The 15,989-nt window shown below is 57.7% G+C and carries 19 protein-coding genes and 1 pseudogene; 6 read left to right on the forward strand and 14 right to left on the reverse strand.

Annotated features, from left to right (window positions below; translation table 11 throughout):
* Window positions 1-32: 32 nt before the first annotated feature.
* Complete coding sequence (locus AKJ29_RS12025) at window positions 33-293, reverse strand: GNAT family N-acetyltransferase (RefSeq protein ID WP_055191231.1); 261 nt, start codon at window positions 291-293, stop codon at window positions 33-35.
* On the reverse strand, window positions 290-883 hold the full coding sequence (locus AKJ29_RS12030) for an HD domain-containing protein (protein ID WP_055191233.1): 594 nt from the start codon (window positions 881-883) through the stop codon (window positions 290-292). The genes AKJ29_RS12025 and AKJ29_RS12030 overlap by 4 nt, the downstream gene beginning before the upstream one ends.
* Window positions 884-1,070: 187 nt before the next feature.
* Here AKJ29_RS12030 and AKJ29_RS12035 point away from each other — a divergent pair, with 187 nt between their 5' ends.
* The gene (locus AKJ29_RS12035; RefSeq protein ID WP_055191235.1) at window positions 1,071-1,391 is read left to right on the forward strand and encodes a hypothetical protein; all 321 of its coding nucleotides are present in this window, start codon (window positions 1,071-1,073) and stop codon (window positions 1,389-1,391) included.
* Window positions 1,392-1,443: 52 nt separating this feature from the next.
* On the opposite strand, the gene AKJ29_RS12040 is transcribed toward AKJ29_RS12035, so the two are convergent.
* Window positions 1,444-2,409 carry a glycosyltransferase family 8 protein gene (locus tag AKJ29_RS12040; protein ID WP_055191237.1) on the reverse strand — a complete coding sequence of 322 codons (966 nt, stop codon included), beginning with the start codon at window positions 2,407-2,409 and terminating at the stop codon, window positions 1,444-1,446.
* Between the two features lie 127 nt (window positions 2,410-2,536).
* The gene (locus AKJ29_RS12045) at window positions 2,537-3,499 is read right to left on the reverse strand and encodes a glycosyltransferase family 8 protein (RefSeq protein WP_055191239.1); all 963 of its coding nucleotides are present in this window, start codon (window positions 3,497-3,499) and stop codon (window positions 2,537-2,539) included.
* Between the two features lie 149 nt (window positions 3,500-3,648).
* On the opposite strand from AKJ29_RS12045, the gene ahcY reads away from it, so the two are divergent.
* Window positions 3,649-5,034 (forward strand): adenosylhomocysteinase, encoded by a 1,386-nt coding sequence (gene ahcY / locus AKJ29_RS12050; protein ID WP_055191241.1) that lies wholly within the window; start codon window positions 3,649-3,651, stop codon window positions 5,032-5,034.
* Between the two features lie 145 nt (window positions 5,035-5,179).
* On the opposite strand, the gene trpB is transcribed toward ahcY, so the two are convergent.
* Together trpB and lysM are read right to left on the reverse strand one after the other, a co-directional pair.
* The gene (gene trpB / locus AKJ29_RS12055; protein WP_055191243.1) at window positions 5,180-6,385 is read right to left on the reverse strand and encodes a tryptophan synthase subunit beta; all 1,206 of its coding nucleotides are present in this window, start codon (window positions 6,383-6,385) and stop codon (window positions 5,180-5,182) included.
* Between the two features lie 180 nt (window positions 6,386-6,565).
* Window positions 6,566-6,982: a peptidoglycan-binding protein LysM gene (gene lysM / locus AKJ29_RS12060; protein ID WP_055191266.1), complete on the reverse strand. Its 417-nt coding sequence runs from the start codon at window positions 6,980-6,982 to the stop codon at window positions 6,566-6,568.
* Window positions 6,983-7,143: 161 nt separating this feature from the next.
* Between lysM and AKJ29_RS12065 the strand changes: the two genes are divergently transcribed.
* Window positions 7,144-7,485, forward strand: a complete 342-nt coding sequence (locus AKJ29_RS12065; protein WP_055191245.1) for a DUF2853 family protein — start codon at window positions 7,144-7,146, stop codon at window positions 7,483-7,485.
* A gap of 323 nt (window positions 7,486-7,808) precedes the next feature.
* Here the strand turns inward: AKJ29_RS12065 and AKJ29_RS12070 are convergent, their stop codons facing one another.
* The 6 genes from AKJ29_RS12070 to tsaD are packed head-to-tail and all read right to left on the reverse strand — an operon-like array spanning window position 7,809 to window position 11,025.
* Window positions 7,809-8,045 carry a DUF1761 family protein gene (locus AKJ29_RS12070; RefSeq protein ID WP_409360029.1) on the reverse strand — a complete coding sequence of 79 codons (237 nt, stop codon included), beginning with the start codon at window positions 8,043-8,045 and terminating at the stop codon, window positions 7,809-7,811.
* 27 nt (window positions 8,046-8,072) lie between these two features.
* Entirely contained in the window at window positions 8,073-8,252 is a 180-nt protein-coding gene (locus AKJ29_RS12075) for a DUF1761 family protein (protein WP_055191249.1), read from the reverse strand.
* Window positions 8,253-8,294: 42 nt separating this feature from the next.
* Window positions 8,295-8,714 carry an EVE domain-containing protein gene (locus AKJ29_RS12080; protein WP_055191251.1) on the reverse strand — a complete coding sequence of 140 codons (420 nt, stop codon included), beginning with the start codon at window positions 8,712-8,714 and terminating at the stop codon, window positions 8,295-8,297.
* Window positions 8,714-8,980 (reverse strand): YciI family protein, encoded by a 267-nt coding sequence (locus AKJ29_RS12085; RefSeq protein WP_055191253.1) that lies wholly within the window; start codon window positions 8,978-8,980, stop codon window positions 8,714-8,716. The genes AKJ29_RS12080 and AKJ29_RS12085 overlap by 1 nt, the downstream gene beginning before the upstream one ends.
* A gap of 3 nt (window positions 8,981-8,983) precedes the next feature.
* Window positions 8,984-9,931, reverse strand: a complete 948-nt coding sequence (locus tag AKJ29_RS12090; protein ID WP_055191255.1) for an NAD(P)H-dependent glycerol-3-phosphate dehydrogenase — start codon at window positions 9,929-9,931, stop codon at window positions 8,984-8,986.
* Complete coding sequence (tsaD, locus tag AKJ29_RS12095; protein WP_055191257.1) at window positions 9,928-11,025, reverse strand: tRNA (adenosine(37)-N6)-threonylcarbamoyltransferase complex transferase subunit TsaD; 1,098 nt, start codon at window positions 11,023-11,025, stop codon at window positions 9,928-9,930. Before tsaD ends, AKJ29_RS12090 begins: the two co-directional genes overlap by 4 nt.
* A 99-nt stretch (window positions 11,026-11,124) precedes the next feature.
* On the opposite strand from tsaD, the gene AKJ29_RS12100 reads away from it, so the two are divergent.
* From AKJ29_RS12100 to AKJ29_RS12110, 3 genes are all read left to right on the forward strand, one after another.
* Window positions 11,125-11,817, forward strand: coding sequence for a uroporphyrinogen-III synthase (locus AKJ29_RS12100; RefSeq protein ID WP_055191259.1), 693 nt, complete (start codon window positions 11,125-11,127; stop codon window positions 11,815-11,817).
* Between the two features lie 109 nt (window positions 11,818-11,926).
* A complete protein-coding gene (locus AKJ29_RS12105) occupies window positions 11,927-13,453 on the forward strand; it encodes a COG4223 family protein (protein ID WP_055191261.1) in 1,527 nt (508 codons plus the stop codon).
* Between the two features lie 10 nt (window positions 13,454-13,463).
* Window positions 13,464-14,969: a heme biosynthesis protein HemY gene (locus tag AKJ29_RS12110; protein ID WP_055191262.1), complete on the forward strand. Its 1,506-nt coding sequence runs from the start codon at window positions 13,464-13,466 to the stop codon at window positions 14,967-14,969.
* 83 nt (window positions 14,970-15,052) lie between these two features.
* Here the strand turns inward: AKJ29_RS12110 and AKJ29_RS12115 are convergent.
* Together AKJ29_RS12115 and AKJ29_RS12120 are read right to left on the reverse strand one after the other, a co-directional pair.
* Window positions 15,053-15,304, reverse strand: a pseudogene (locus AKJ29_RS12115) (transketolase); the annotation flags it as partial.
* 46 nt (window positions 15,305-15,350) lie between these two features.
* The coding region (locus AKJ29_RS12120) for an IS6 family transposase (RefSeq protein ID WP_055191203.1) at window positions 15,351-15,989 on the reverse strand (639 nt) is incomplete at its 5' end.

The raw sequence follows: 15,989 nt of genomic DNA on the forward strand, positions 1-15,989 counted from the left end.
TGCCAAACGTCCGAAATCAATGGGGCCTGAGCCTAGGGGCCGATGATGCCCCAGCCTACAGGTGTATCGTGAGGGTTATCCTTGGTGGCGAGGACCAATGACTGGAAACCGATAATCCGTCCCCCCTCGGAGGTGGCAACGCTGCAGCGGATCGAATGAGGGCGTTTGATGTAGTTCTCAAGCATATGTTCTGCATCGCCGCGCCGGTTGCTGTTCCACCCTCGCAGGATCGGGGTGATCACGGCGCTCATGCCATCGGCATCATCAGGGGTGGCGGGGCGAACGGAGATCATAATTGCAGCAACAATTCCGTATGGCGGGCCGTGAAAGCCTCGCGCACGCTGCGGGGCGGGCGCAGCTGAATATCCAGCCCATGAATGACTTCTGGCTTTGGTGTGCCGAACAGGCGGTTGCCCTCCTGCACCGAAAACCCCGCAATCTGCGTGGCCTCTAGCCAGGCCGAAATTTTGTCGGCGCGTTTGATCGCTTTCTTGATCGTCACAGGGATCTTCGCGGGCAGGCCAAACCGCACGTGGATCGCGGTGGTCAGCCGTTCATCCAGATCGCCATAACCTGCCCCAACCGCCGCTTTGACCGGCGAAATCATGTCCCCGATGACATATTCCGGGGCATCATGCAAAAGTGCGGCAAGGCGCCATTTGACGGGGGCCTTCGGATAAAGACGTGCGTAGATTTTTTCAACCAAAAGAGAGTGTTCCGCGACCGAATAGGGATAATCCCCCAAGGTCTGCCCATTCCAGCGCGCCACAAATGCCAGCCCATGGGCAATGTCCTCAATCTCGATATCCATCGGGGTCGGGTCCAGCAGATCAAGCCTGCGCCCAGATAGCATCCTTTGCCAAGCTCTTGGTTTTGAAGCCATTTTTTGATATACTCCAAACAGGCGAGGGAAAGGTCACGAAACTGTGTCGCCCTGCGACGGGCAGGTTTTCGGAGCAATCCCCATATCTATTACAGACATAAACCACAGATGGGCAGGCTGCCCAAGAGGCGTAAACAACTATCAACAACAGTGCAGCTTGTCCGGTTCATACGGAAAGGAAACTGTTATGTTCAAACGTCTCGTAAGCTCGGCCCTGATCTTCGGAGCGGCCTCTCTGGCACCGCCGATCCCGGCTGCACATGCCATGCCCAGCTGCGCGCCCAGACCTGATCTGGTTGAAAAGCTGTCCGGTCAATATAGGGAAGGGCTGGTTGGCGGTGGGTTGCAAAACCACAAAGAATTGCTGGAGGTCTGGTCCTCACCGGAAACCGGCAGTTTTACCATCCTCGTAACCCATGCAAATGGCGTAAGCTGCATTGTTGCCGCCGGACGCAACTGGCATGGGGGCACGCCTGAAAAGGCCAAGGTGCCTGATCTGGAGGGGTAAGGCCCTCAAATTCTGACCCTGGCCCCGGAACGCGCCCCTCGGCCAACAGGGGCTACTTGGTTTTGACGTCAAAATCGCCCGAGAACCGGTTCAGATAAGGTGCAATGCGCCGGTAATCGAGCGCATGGCGGACAAAGATCCACAGCCATTTTCCAAATTCCGTCCCCGGTTTGGGGCGCTCCGGCATCGCCTTGGCCGCCTCGGGGAAGTGTTTGGCAAGATGGTCGTGAATAACCCGGACATGTGTCGCCGAATAGATCCCGTTCACATCCCGCCACGGTTTGCGAGAACTGAGGAAATGGATGAAGCACGGATCAATAAAATGGGTCAGGAAGAAATAGCGATGAAAACAGGGCCAGTTCCAGACCGGCGAAAGCTCGGCCCAGTCGCCATGAAGCGCGAGGTTCAACGCCCGCTGATCATGTTTGACGCGCGGCCCTTTCTCCCGGTTCTTGGTCCATTCAAAGCTTTTCTCTTCAATGCCCAGCTCAATGAATTTCGGCACATCAATCAGCAACACACCTGAATTGAAATAGGGGGCGACGCTTTTGTTGTTCGCCTTGAATTCCGCGGCAAGGCGATTGGGCGCGCGGTGCTGGTAATTGTCACGCACGGCGGCAACCGCGTGATCCCCGATATCAAGCGCAATCAGCTTTTCGATATCGCCGCGCTGATAGATCATGTCGCTGTCGAGATAGAGAATGCGGTCGTAATCATCGGCCAGAAGCCGCGGGGCGATGATCCGCAGGTAAGCGGCCAGGGTGATTTTTTTCGACGTGGCCAGCCCCTGCCAGCTTTCCGGAATTTCAATTTCCAGCAGCCGCAGGCCCAGTGTTTCAATGATCGGGTGTTGCGGGAAATCGCCGCTATAAAGGATGCAGATGTCAAACTGGCGTTCCGGGAACGCATCCGAGATCTGCTGCGCCAGCAAAGTGGCAAAGGGAAAGTAATTGTCGTCGCAGCACATCAAAATGGTCTGGCGATGTTCGGCGGGACGATTGGCGGTAAACCCGGACATTAAAATCTCCTTTCGCCCAGAGGGGCGTTACGCCCCGGCATCACACTTTCACGGTTGTGAGTCAATGTGGCAAGCCGAGGGGCAGCAAGCCGGGTATTGTCAGGGGGATGACCAACCCGGCGCGGGGTTATTTTTTGATGTCGAAATCCCCGTCGAAGCGGTTGAAATAAGGGGCGATGCGCCGCAGGTCCCACACCTGCCGGATGAAGATCCACAACCATTTGCCAAGGGCTGTTTCCGGTTTTGGGCGGGCAGGCATCGCCTTGGCCAGGTCCGGGAAATGCGTGCTCAGATGCTCATGGACAATACGCACATGTTCCTTGGAATACAGGCCTGTCTTGTCTTTCCATGGTTTGCGCCTGCTGAGGAAGTGGAAAAAGCAGGGGTCCAGGAAATGGGTCAGGAAGTAGGTGCGGTGAATGCAGGGCCAGTTCCAGACCGGCGAAAGCTCGGCCCAGTTGTTGTAAAGGGCGAGGTTCAGCGCACTTTGGTCATGTTTGAACCGGAGGTCTTCATTTTCTGTTGCCGCGAATTTGAATGCTGTTGTGTCAATGTCTTGAGAAACGTATCGCAGAGTATCAATCAACAAAACACCAGCGTTTAGATATCGAGTAGGTGCGAGGCCCGCAGCCTTGAACTCGCGCATAGGTTTCTGCAAGTTGCGATGTTGGAAACTGTCTCTTACCGCAGCTACTGGATAATCTCCTATATCGGCTGACAACAATGCCTGAATATCACCTTTTGCATAGTAGATATCGCTATCGAGATACAAGATGCGGTCATAGTCGTCCGCCAATGCCCGAGGACCCGCAATACGCAGGTAAGATGCTAAAGTGATTTTTTTGGATGTTGCCAACCCCTGCCAGGCCTCGGGGATCGGGAACTGCACAAGGCGCAGATCCAGCTGCTTGATGATCGGGTGTTCGGGAAAGGTGCCGATGTATAGAATGCAGATGTCGAAATTGCGCTCGGGATAGGCTTTTGCGATCTGGCTTGCGAGCAATGTGGCAAAGGGAAAGTAATTGTCGTCACAGCACATCAGGATTGTGTGACGATGATTTGCCGCGCGATTGGCCGTGATCTCGGTCATTTTTAGCTCACATTTATGAAATAGAGGTAGCGACGCCATCCCATTTTCACCGCGTTGTGTCAATGTGAACGCCGGAAGTGCCGGTGTTTTGTTGCCACTTGGCTGATAAGTTGGTAGGCCGACCCAAACACTGTTACCGGAGATAGCCCGTGACCCAGGATTATATTGTAAAAGACATCAAGCTGGCAGAGTTCGGCCGCAAGGAACTCGATATTGCCGAAACCGAAATGCCAGGCCTGATGGCACTGCGTGAAGAGTATGGCGAGGCAAAGCCTCTGGCGGGGGCCCGCATCGTTGGGTCGCTCCACATGACCATTCAGACAGCGGTTCTGATTGAAACACTGGTGGCGCTGGGGGCGGATGTGCGCTGGGCGTCGTGCAACATCTTCTCGACCCAGGACCACGCTGCGGCCGCAATCGCCGCTGGTGGCACGCCGGTCTTTGCAATCAAAGGCCAGTCGCTGGAAGAGCATTGGGATTACCTGGATCGCTCGTTCATGTTCCCCGAAGGGCCGAACATGATCCTTGATGATGGTGGCGACGCCACCCTTTATGTCCTGTTGGGGGCACGTGCCGAAGCCGGTGAGGATCTGGGTGTGCCCGGGTCGGAAGAGGAAGAGGTGATCCACAAGCAGATTGCCAAACGCATGAAGGAAAGCCCGGGCTGGTTCACCAAAACCCGCGATGCAATCAAAGGCGTGTCGGAAGAGACCACAACCGGGGTTCACCGCCTGTATGATCTGGTGAAACAGGGCCAGCTGCCCTTCCCGGCGATCAACGTGAACGACTCGGTCACCAAGTCGAAATTCGACAACAAATATGGCTGTAAGGAATCGCTGGTCGACGGGATCCGCCGGGCCACCGACACAATGATGGCCGGCAAAGTGGCCGTTGTCTGTGGTTACGGTGATGTTGGCAAAGGCTCTGCCGCATCGCTGCGCGGCGCCGGCGCCCGTGTGAAAGTGACAGAGATAGACCCGATCTGTGCGCTTCAGGCGGCGATGGATGGGTTTGAAGTTATTGAGCTGGAAGACGCCGTGTCCTCGGCTGATGTGTTCATCACCACCACCGGCAACAAGGACATCATCCGCATCGAGCATATGCGTGCGATGAAGGACATGGCCATTGTCGGCAATATCGGCCATTTCGATAACGAAATTCAGGTGGCCGCGCTGAAGAACCACAAATGGACCAATATCAAGGACCAGGTGGATATGATCGAGATGCCTTCGGGCAACCGCATTATCCTGCTGTCCGAAGGTCGTCTGCTGAACCTCGGCAATGCCACCGGCCACCCGTCCTTCGTGATGTCGGCATCCTTCACCAACCAGGTTCTGGCGCAGATCGAGCTGTGGACCAAAGGCGATGAGTATAACAATGATGTCTACATCCTGCCCAAGCATCTGGACGAGAAAGTGGCCAAGCTGCACCTCGACCGGATCGGTGTGAAGCTGTCGAAACTGTCGAAAGAACAAGCGGATTATATCGGCGTCACCGTCGACGGCCCGTTCAAGCCGGAACACTACCGCTATTGATCACGTCGCCGTTTTAGAACGGAAAAGCGCCGCCCCAAGGGGCGGCGCTTTGCTTTTTGGGTTTATGTGAGGGGCTTTGCCCCTCGCCTCTTTGAGGCTCACCCCAAGGTATTTTTCAGCAAGAAAAAAGGGATGAGCCGGGGCTTTACCGATTATCGCCAAAGCCGAAGGTTTCGGTGACATAATCAATGTCCTTGTCGCCGCGACCCGACAGGTTGATCAGGATGGATTTCCCCGGGTTCTTGGGGGCTTCGCGCATGGCAAAGGCCACGGCATGGGCGCTTTCCAGGGCGGGAATGATACCTTCGTGGCGCGACAGGGCGTAGAAGGCGTTCAGTGCTTCCTTATCGTCAGCGGCGGTGTAGTTGGCCTTGCCGGTGCGGTAGAGGTGTGCGTGCTCTGGGCCGACGCCGGGGTAATCCAGACCCGAGGCCACGGTGTGCACCGGGGCGGGCTCGCCGTTTTCATCCTTCAGCACCATGGTGCGGAAACCGTGAATGTCGCCGTCTTCGCCATAGGTGATGGTAGCGGCATGTTCGCCCAGTTTCGACGAGGTGCCCATCGGCTCCACGCCGTAAAGTGCCACGTCTTCGTCGTCGATGAAGCCCGAGAAAATACCCATCGCATTGGAGCCGCCACCGACGCAGGCGCCAACCATGTCGGGCAGGTCGCCCGTCAGTTCGAGGAATTGTTCGCGCGCTTCAATGCCAACCACATGCTGGAAATCGCGTACGATCAGGGGGAAGGGGTGCGGGCCAACCACGGAGCCGATGGCGAAGAGGGCGGTATCAGCTTGCGGCACATAGGCGTTGAAACAGCTGTCCACGGCCTCTTTCAGAGAACGCCCGCCAAAGCCCACCGGCACCACGTTGGCGCCCAAGAGCTTCATGCGGGTCACGTTGGGGGCTTCTTTCTCGATATCAATCTCACCCATGTGGATTTCGCATTCCAGGCCGAAATAGGCCGCTGCGGTGGCGAGTGCCACGCCGTGCTGACCTGCACCGGTTTCGGCCATAAGTTTGGTTTTGCCCATGAATTTGGCCAGCAGCCCTTCGCCCATGCAGTGGTTGAGCTTGTGCGCGCCGGTGTGGTTCAGGTCTTCGCGCTTGGCATAAATGCGCGCGCCGCCACACATGTCGGACAGGTTTTTCAGGTAGGACACCGGCGTCGGGCGCCCCTGAAAATGTTTACGGATATGGCGAAGTTCGGCGACAAAGTCGGCGGACTTGGAAATGCGGTCATAAGCTTCGCGGATTTCCTTGAAATGCGGCTCAAGCGGCGGCGGCAACATGGCCCCCCCGTATTCGCCAAAGTAACCATCGCGGGTCGGGGTGGATTTCAGATAACCCATGCGCAAGCATCTCCTGTCAGAATTCTGTATTTGCGGTCATTCGCGCTGATCAGACAGGGAAACGGCGTGAGGCTCAAGGCAAAAATTGCGACATATGAATGTGTGAAGTAATTTTATTACCGGACAAATAAAAAGTGCGACCGGGCGGGCCGGTCGCGCGTTTCGAATCCAGAGGGCAAATTACTGCGGGATACGCAGATTTTGGCCCGGATAGATCTTGTCAGGATGCGACAGCATCGGACGGTTGGCTTCGAAGATCTTTTGATAATGTGCGCCATTGCCAAGGGTCTTCTCGGCAATCGCCCAAAGCGTGTCCCCTTTTTCGACCGTGTGGAACACCGGCTCGTTCTCAAGCTCCGCTTCCACTTCGGCCACGCCTTCGACGTTTCCGACCGCCAGAATGACTTTTTCGCGGTCTTCCGCGCTCAGGGATTCACCGCCGGATACAGTGACTTTTTCGCCATCAAGTTTGATGTCGAGACCGGATGTGTCGATGCCCAGATCAGCCACTTCCTTGGTCAGGGTTTCCTCGGTTGACGTTTCGTCATCCCCGAACAGCGCTTTACCTGCGCCCTTCACAAAACTCCACAGGCCCATGTTTTCCTCCTTGAAATAACTGGCTTGGGGAAACCTGACTGAAATTCGCGCCAATTCATAGGGGGAACTGTCAAGCAATGTTTTCCTTTGTGTTGTCGTTTTTTCCGCATAAGGTTTGGGCGACGAGGCTAAGCTTTTTAACAACTATTAGGAGCGCCATTATGGGTAAGAGAGACGACCTGATTGCCAAATATGCAGAAGACCTGAAGGCAAAATGCGGCCTGACGCCGGATATGGACCTGCTGACCAAAGTAACAATCGGGTGTGGGCCGGCCATCTACAATGACGATGCATCAACCGTGGCTGCCACGCAGGAAAGCGAGTTGGAAACCGTCAAGAACAACTTCCTGATCAAAAAGCTGGGCCTGGCCGATGGTCCGCAGCTGATGGATGCCATCAATGCGGTGATTGACACCTATGGGCGTTCCGAGCGTAACAAGTACCGCGCCGTGGTTTATTACATGCTGGTCAAGCATTTCGGCAAAGAGTCGGTATACAACTGATCGCCACTTCCCCAGCGGAAACATTCTGAAGCGCGACCTTGTTGGCAGGGTCGCGCTTTTTTGTGGCCAGAAGTTAACAATACCTTCCTGTAACGTATTGATTTTGATTTGTTTTGAGCGGGTTATTTCCTTGATGTTCTTGCCCGTTTCCCGCTAGATGATACACGAAGACCAGGACGGTCGGACCTCTTAGATTTTTGAACACGTGTGGTGCTGAGGGAGCACGTGGGGTGGAAGGAGAGGGTCCGACGGGTCGCGGTCCCTCTCCTTTTTTATAGACCGGCGGAGGCCGGTTTTTTTGTTTTGGTGGGGCAGAACAGCCCTCAGAATATGCCGAGGACAAAGCCCGCGACAGCGCATCCACCCGCAGCATATCCGCCATCAAGCCAGATCAGTGCCTTTGATCGATCCGAGAACATCACATTGTTCACGATCCATAGGGCAGCCATGAACAGCCCCAGCCCAAGACCTGTCACCAGACCCTTGCCCGCCCCCTCAATGCCCGCCATCGTAAAGACGTGGCGCATCATGCCTGCGACTAAAGTGTTTCGCCTTATTATTGTGTCTCAAGTTAATCTCGAAACGCTTTAGCAGCGCATGACAAAGGCGATGATGTAGGGTTTGGGGTCTTTTGCATTCAACGGGCGGCCATCTTCACCAATCGCCACACCGGATGCGCTCACCCAGGGTTTGGCCAGGGCCATATACCACAGGGCACCGAAAGCATAGGTCGCCACGGCCGCCACCAGAACGGATAGACTTCCCATTTGCATTTCCTTCCTGTTTGCGTCGTGAAAGGAAGTATGGCCTCAGGGGGTCTCTCCGGCAAGTTCCAGCACGATGGCCCATTCCTCGGGTGTCACGGGCTGGACCGACAGGCGGGTGTTTTTGACCAGCACCATGTCAGACAGGCGCGGATCTTCCTTGCACATCGCCAGTGAGACGGGCCTGGGCAGGGTGCGCACCGCTTTGATGTCCACACATTCCCAGCGCGGATCATCCGTTGAGCTGTCGGGATGAGCCTCGGCGCAGACTTCAACAATCCCGACAATCACCTTGTCTTTCTGCGAATGGTAAAAGAACCCGAGATCCCCGATCTTCATGGTCCGCATGTGGTTGCGTGCCTGGTAATTGCGCACACCATCCCATTCTTCGCCCGCGTCCCCCTTGGCAAGCTGCTGGTCCCAACTCCAGGTCGAGACCTCGGATTTGAACAGCCAGTATTGCATCAGATCACCTTGTTCCACTGTTCCAGCCGGACATCGGAAAACAGGCCGGCCTTGGCATAGGGGTCATTTGCGGCCCAGTCCCGGGCGGCGTCCATATCTTCGACATCGAGGATGATCAGAGAGCCATACATCATGCCCTCGCCATTCAGAAACGGACCGGCCTGAACCGCGCCGGTTTCTTTCAGATAGGCCACATGGGCGTCGCGATTGGCTTTTCGCGTTTCAATTGCGCCTTCCTTGTCTGTGCAAATGACTGCCACCAGCATGATTTATTCCTCCTTCAGGGGGCGGGCCAAAAGGGCCTCAACCGCCTCTTTGATTGTTAAATGTTTGTCCAGAACCGCGACGATCATCTCAGCGATCGGCATGTCGATCCCCTGATCACGTGCCAGGGCCGCCACCGCCTTGGCGGTTGCCTTTCCTTCGACCGTTGTGCCTTCCGGAAGGGTTTCTGCCCGCCCAAGCGCAAAGCCAAACGCAAAATTACGTGACTTCTCTGAAGCGCAGGTGAGGGCCAGATCGCCAAATCCGGACAGCCCCGCCAGCGTCTCGGGCAGCGACCCCTGGGCCACGGCAAACCGTTGCATTTCGGCATAGCCTCGGGTCATCAGGGCCGCGCGCGCGCTTTCACCAAGGCCCGCACCAATTGCAATCCCACAGGCAATCGCCACGACATTTTTCAGCGCGCCGCCGATTTCGACACCGATCAGGTCAGAGGACCGATAGATGCGTAAGTTGCGTGTCGAAAGCGCCTGTTGCAGCGTTTTGCCATTCTCCGTTGCAAGTGTCAGCGCAGTGGGCAGCCCCCCGGCAATATCCACCGCGAAACTGGGGCCGGACAGGATGGCTGGCTGGGCATCGGGGATGTGCTTGCGGATCACCTCAGCCGGTCCCAGCCCGGTTGCTAGATCAATCCCCTTGCAGCAGGCCACAAGGGTCTTGCCGGACAGGCGCGCCCCATTGTCCTGCAGGAACGCGGACAGTTTTTGCATCGGAACCGCCAGCAGAAGGATCTTTGCTTCTGTGGCCCTGTTCAGGTCAGCCGTGGCCGTCAGTCGCGCGGGAAATTGCACCCCCGGCAAACGGCGTTTGTTCTCGCGGGCCTGTTGCATGTCGGCGGGATCGCGCGCCCATAATGTGACGGGCTGGTTTTCGTTGGCCAGGGATATGGCAAGTGCGGTGCCAAAGGCCCCCGCGCCAAGAACAGAGATGCTCATGCCTTTGCTCCTTTCTTGCCTGATCCCAGCATGGCCGGGGCCGAGCGGTCAAGCGGCCATCGGGGACGGGCGGACAGGGTCATGCCGTCGCTTTGACCGGAGCGAAACCGTTCGAGGCCTGCCCAGGCGATCATTGCCGCATTGTCGGTGCAAAGTGCCAGTGGGGGGGCAAGGAATGTTGCGCCAAATGCATCGCAAACAGTCTCTAACCCGGCGCGTAGGGTCTTGTTTGCGGCAACGCCCCCCGCGACGGCAAGAGTGGGCGTGTGGGGGGACAGGGTCATATATTCTTCCATGGCCCGACGCGACTTCTCAACCAGCACGTCCCGTACCGCCGCCTGAAACCCGGCACAAAGATCGGTGCGATCAGTGCGACGCAAACCGCCACATTCGGCCACCAGCCGGTCACGTTCGCGCAAAAGCGCGGTTTTGAGGCCGGAAAAGCTCATATCACATCCCGGTCGATCCAGAAGCGGGCGCGGGAAACGAAAGCGTTTTTCGTCCCCAGTCTGTGCTTCGCGTTCGACCGAAGGTCCGCCCGGCTGTGGCAGGGCCAGCAGTTTGGCGGTCTTGTCAAAAGCCTCGCCCGGGGCGTCGTCGATTGTGCCGCCGAAACGGGTGAATTCTTCCGGGCCTTTGACGATCAGAAACTGGCAATGCCCGCCGGAGACCAACAGCATCAGATAGGGAAATTGCACCTGGTCGGTCAGGCGTGGGGTCAACGCGTGCCCGGCAAGGTGGTTCACGCCGACCAGTGGCAGGCCTGATCCGGCTGCCAGACCTTTTGCACACATCACACCCGCCAGAACGCCCCCAATCAGACCGGGTCCGGCGGTCACCGCAATGGCATCCATATCTGCCAGGCTCATCCCGGCTTGCCTCAGGGCGTCTTCCACGCACAGATCGAGTTTTTCGGTATGCGCCCGCGCAGCAATCTCTGGCACAACCCCACCGAAATCCGCATGAAGCTCGGTCTGCCCCGCCACGACAGAGGCCAGAATTTCGGGCAAAGCGCCGGGAACATGTCGGACCACGGCGGCGGCCGTGTCATCGCAAGAGCTTTCCAACCCGAGAAGTGTCAGCGGTTTTGTCATCACGGCATCTTTCCGTTTGCACAGGCTTTTGGCAGGCAGAGTTGCGATAAATCTGGTGTCGGGGTAACACCCTATCAAAGAGGAGACAACAGGCCCACCATGTCGCCAGACTGCTTCGACCTTCCCGTTTTGCTGCTGACACGTCCTGAACCGGGCAATACGCGGGTTTTGGCCGAGTGTGAAACCGCGTTTGGGGGGGCGGTCCCGGCGGTGCTGTCACCGGTTCTGGAGATTGTGCCGGTGGGGCCTTGGCCGGATCTGTCCCGATACGCCTCGGTCCTGCTGACGTCAGTTCATGGCGTGCGCGGGGATCTCTCGGGTAAACGGACCTATTGTGTCGGGTCGCGCACCGCCCGTGTTGCTGCGGCGTCCGGGGCGCGTGTGGACTGTATCGCTCCAGATGCCGATAGCTTGATGCGGAAAGATTTAAATCCAGAATATCCAATGGTTTACCTGCGCGGTGCGCATGTCTCAACCGATCTGGCAGCGCATTTCGGATGTGAAGAGCGGGTGGTTTATGATCAGGTGCACCGCCCCCTTTCCAAACCCGCTCTGGATCTGATTGGAGGGGAGCGCCGGGTGATCCTTCCCCTTTTTTCCCCCCGTTCAGCGCGCTTGGTTGCAAAAGAAATACCCAAGGGCCGACCCGGGGTGACGGTGATCGCCATGAGTGATGCGGTTGCAAAGGCCTGGCAGGAGGCCCGGAATGCCCGTGACCTGATTGATATTTGCCCCGCTCCGACACAGGCAGAGATGGTGAGCAGGATTGTCGCATCCCTGCGTAACACTTGATTGCCCTATGCTTGGCAGTAAGGTTGCTTGAGGGTCCGGTGGGCGCGGGCTAATCTGATGAAGCGCGATCCTGCTTCATTTGAAATGTGAGATTCGAGAGGTTCAGACATTGGCCAATTCCCGTAAACCTGCGAAAGGCGCGTCCAAGGCGACGGATGCCAAAGCGGGCAAGACAGTAAAGAAATCCGTCGCAGATGCCGTTGTGATTGAAGAGAAAGCTGCGGAAACGGTCAAATCATCTGCTACTCCTGAAAAAACAACTCCATCGGGTCCTTCCAAAGCCCAGACCAAAGCCAGTGCCAAAGCAACCAAGGGGGCGGCTGGAACCCCCGCCAACCCGTCGAAAACTCCGACAAAGCCCCAGGCCAAATCCACCACATCCAGCAAGGAAGCATCTTTGAAAAGCGATGATGCTGAAAAGCCGGTCGGCGAAAAGGCTGCGGGGGAGCGGATGGAACCGAAACCGGATGAGGCAAAGGATACCGCTCAGTCCAAACCCATTGCCAAACCCTCGGCCACCTCCCCTGCCAAAAACACGCCGCAGGCGACCGCTGAAAAGGATGAGAAATCTGCAGCGGAGAAGCCCAAGGCGTCCTCGGATCAGCAGCCCTCGGATCAGCAAAAGACACCTGTTGCCGCTCCGAGCCGCTCCAGCACCGTCCTGCCCTTGCTGTTCGGAGGAGCGATTGCGGCCGTGATCGGGTTCGGCGCAGCGCGCTACCCGGATCAGTGGCCGTTTGTAATGGGACCTGTCGAAGATCCGCTGGCCACCGCCCTGGCGACGCAGGGACAGCGGCTTGAGGCACTGGAAGTGGCAAGCCGCCAACAGGCAGAGACCCTGGCCTCTCTTCAGGCGGATAACAGCCTTGATGTGGCGCGGGGAGAGATCTCGGGCGAATTCGCCCAGCTTCGCACGCAACTGGAAGCGATGAATAGCCAACTTTCAGAGCTCGAAAATCGCCTTCACACGGTTGAAAAACTGCCACAGGGATCCGGAATGGAAGCCGCAGCAGCCGCCGCCACCGCGTATGAGCGGGAACTTCAGCAGATGCGGCAGATGCTGGATGCGGAGCTGGCAAAAATCACCGATGCCAGAGCGGATGCAAAAACGCTGGAACAAAACGCCGCCGAAGCCGCCAAGGCAGCGGGCGCGCGGGCCGCGCTTGCGCGGGTGCTGGCGGCGCTGGATACTGGCCGCCCCTTTGGTGATGCGCTGTTTGATCTAAGCCAGCAGGCCGGGATTGAGGCGCCAGTGGCGCTGTCGAAGGTGGCGGAAAAAGGCGTGCCAACGCTGGTGGCGTTGCAATCCGCCTTCCCCGAGGCCGCCCGTGCCGCACTTGATGCTTCGATCCGGTCGGCTGTCGCCGCCGGTGAGATGGATCGGGTCTCTGCATTCTTCCGCCTTCAACTGGGCACCCGGTCGCTATCGCCAAAAGAGGGGGCAGACCCTGACGCGATTCTGTCACGGGCCGAAGCGGCGTTGAAAACTGGTCAGCTCGAAGCGGCGCTTGCCGAACTTGCGACCATGCCCGAGGCCGGGCAATCCGCCCTTGGCGATTGGATCGCCGCCGCCACCACCCGCAAGGATGCGCTCACTGCCGGTGATGCGCTCGCCCAGCTCGTGAACAGCAAGTAAGGACACGCCGATGCTTTGGTCTCTTTTCAAGATTATCCTTTTCGTCGTGGCGATTGCAGGCCTGACCCTTGGGGCAGGGGCGTTGCTGGAACTTGATGGCGGCATTCAGGTCGCCGTCGCCGGGGTTGAGCTCAACCTTGGTCCGTTGCAGGCGGTGATCCTGTTTGGCGTGCTGATTGTCGTGGTCTGGCTGGTGATTGTGCTTTTCGGATTGCTACGCGCCGTGCTGCGGTTCCTGAATGGCGATGAAACCGCGATTTCGCGCTACTTTGATCGGTCCCGCGAAAAGAAAGGCTATGAGGCGCTGGCAGATGGCATGATGGCGCTTGCCTCTGGCGAAAGTGCCACCGCGATGGCAAAGGCCAACCGGGCCGAAAAATATCTGCGCCGACCGGAACTGACCAACCTTCTTACCGCACAGGCGGCGGAAATGGCCGGGGACAAGCGCAAAGCCACCCAGGTTTACAAAAAACTGCTGACGGATGAGCGCACCAAGTTTGTCGGTGTGCGCGGTTTGATGAAGCAGAAGCTTGAAGAAGGTGACACGGCCACCGCCATGCGGCTTGCTGAAAAGGCGCTGGCGCTGAAGCCGCGTCACGTGGGCACGCAGGATGCGCTGTTGGGGATGCAGGCGGCTGAGGGCGATTGGAGCGGTGCACGCAAAACCCTGACCACAAAGCTGAAAACCGGAAACCTGCCGCGCGACGTGCATAAGCGACGGGACGCTGTGCTGGCCCTGTCCGAGGCAAAAGACGTGTTGGCTGAGGGCAAAAGCGTCGAGGCCCGTGAGGCTGCGATTGAGGCCAACCGCCTGTCGCCGGATCTTGTGCCTGCGGCGGTCATGGCGGCACGAACCTATGTCGAACAGGGCAAGCCGCGTTATGCCACCCGTGTGCTGACAAAAGCCTGGATCGCACAGCCCCACCCGGATATTGCCGCCGCCTTTGCCGAGATTGAGCCGGATGAAAGCCCGCAAGCCCGACTGAACCGGTTCCGCTCCCTGACCAAACATCGTGAGGGAGATGCGGAAACACGGATGCTGGTGGCCGAGTTGAACCTGGCCGCCGGTGACTATGTCGCTGCGCGCAAGGCGCTGGGCAATCTGTCAGAGAGCGAGCCCACGCAGCGGGTGCTGACCCTTCTGGCCGCAATTGAGCGTGGGGAAGGGGCCGAAGACAAGACCGTGCGCGCCCTTCTGGCCCGTGCGCTGACCGCGCCGCGCGGCCCGCAATGGGTGTGTGACAAATGCAATCACATCCATGCTGACTGGGCACCGGTCTGTGGCAATTGCGGCGGGTTTGACACGTTGTCCTGGAGCAAGGCGCCTGAAACCGAAGGGCAGATGTCCGGCGGTGCGGACATGATGCCATTGATTGTCGGTGAAGATGCGCCGGTCGAGGTGGAGAGGGTGAGCGAGGCTGCCTCTGAACCCGATGAAACCACACCGGACATGCCTCTGGAGGGGGAAGTTGTGGCAACGCCATCTGATCACGTATCAACCGAGAAATCGCATTAAAGCGTTTCGACGTTCACCTGAGACAGGGAAAAGGCGCAGGGTCCGGGATCCTGCGCCTTTTTGTTTTTTGTCGATAGGATTTATCAGGCGGGCTTTACGTATTTTCCCGCCGTCAGCCCATTCACCTTTTCCACGATGGCAGCGGCATCAATACCGTGATGGCGGTAAAGATCGCCAATCGTGCCGGTCTGACCGAAATGCTCGACCCCCATCGGGATGGTCTGGTGTCCGGCGACCGACCCAAGCCAGGACAGGGTGGCAGGGTGGCCATCAATTGCGGTGATGATTTTGCAATGCGCGGGCAAATTGGACATGAGTGTTTCGATATGGCTCTGTTGCAAACATTTTATTGAGCCGCAATGACCCTCTCGCTGGACGGAGTCAGGCTGCGAGTTGCTGTTCGAGCCAGGTCATGGTCTCTGACATAACACATGGTCCGACACCGAAGGCGCGTTCGATCATGCGTTTTTCGCCGATGGGATCGCGGGTCAGGTTGAAGGCGCGGCCCTGGCCTTTTCGCAATGCGCGCATCACTTCAAATCCCTTGATCGTGGCGTAGGCGGTTTTCATCGTTTTGAAGCCCCGGACCGGCTTGATCAGCTGCTTGAGCTTACCGTGATCGGCCTCGATGACGTTGTTCAGATACTTGACCTGGCGGTGTTCGACGTCCTTTGGGCACTTGCCCTCTTTCTTCAATTCGCGGATCGCCTGGGTGTAGCATCCAGCCTTGTCGGTGTTGATTTTGGACGGTTTTTCCCAACCTTTGCAGGCACGAATAGCCTTGCCCAGAAAGCATTTGGCGGCTTTGGCATTGCGTGTCGAGGACAAATAAAAGTCGATCGTGTTGCCCAGCTTATCGACCGCCCGGTACAGATATGTCCACTTGCCGCGCACCTTGATATACGTCTCGTCAACGCGCCAGCTATCCGACATCGGCCGCCGCCACTGCCAGCGCATCCGCCGTTCCATGTCCGGGGCATATCGTTGCACCCAGCGGTAAATGGTCGAATGATCAACCCG

This window comes from Aliiroseovarius crassostreae (assembly GCF_001307765.1).
Lineage (GTDB): Bacteria > Pseudomonadota > Alphaproteobacteria > Rhodobacterales > Rhodobacteraceae > Aliiroseovarius > Aliiroseovarius crassostreae.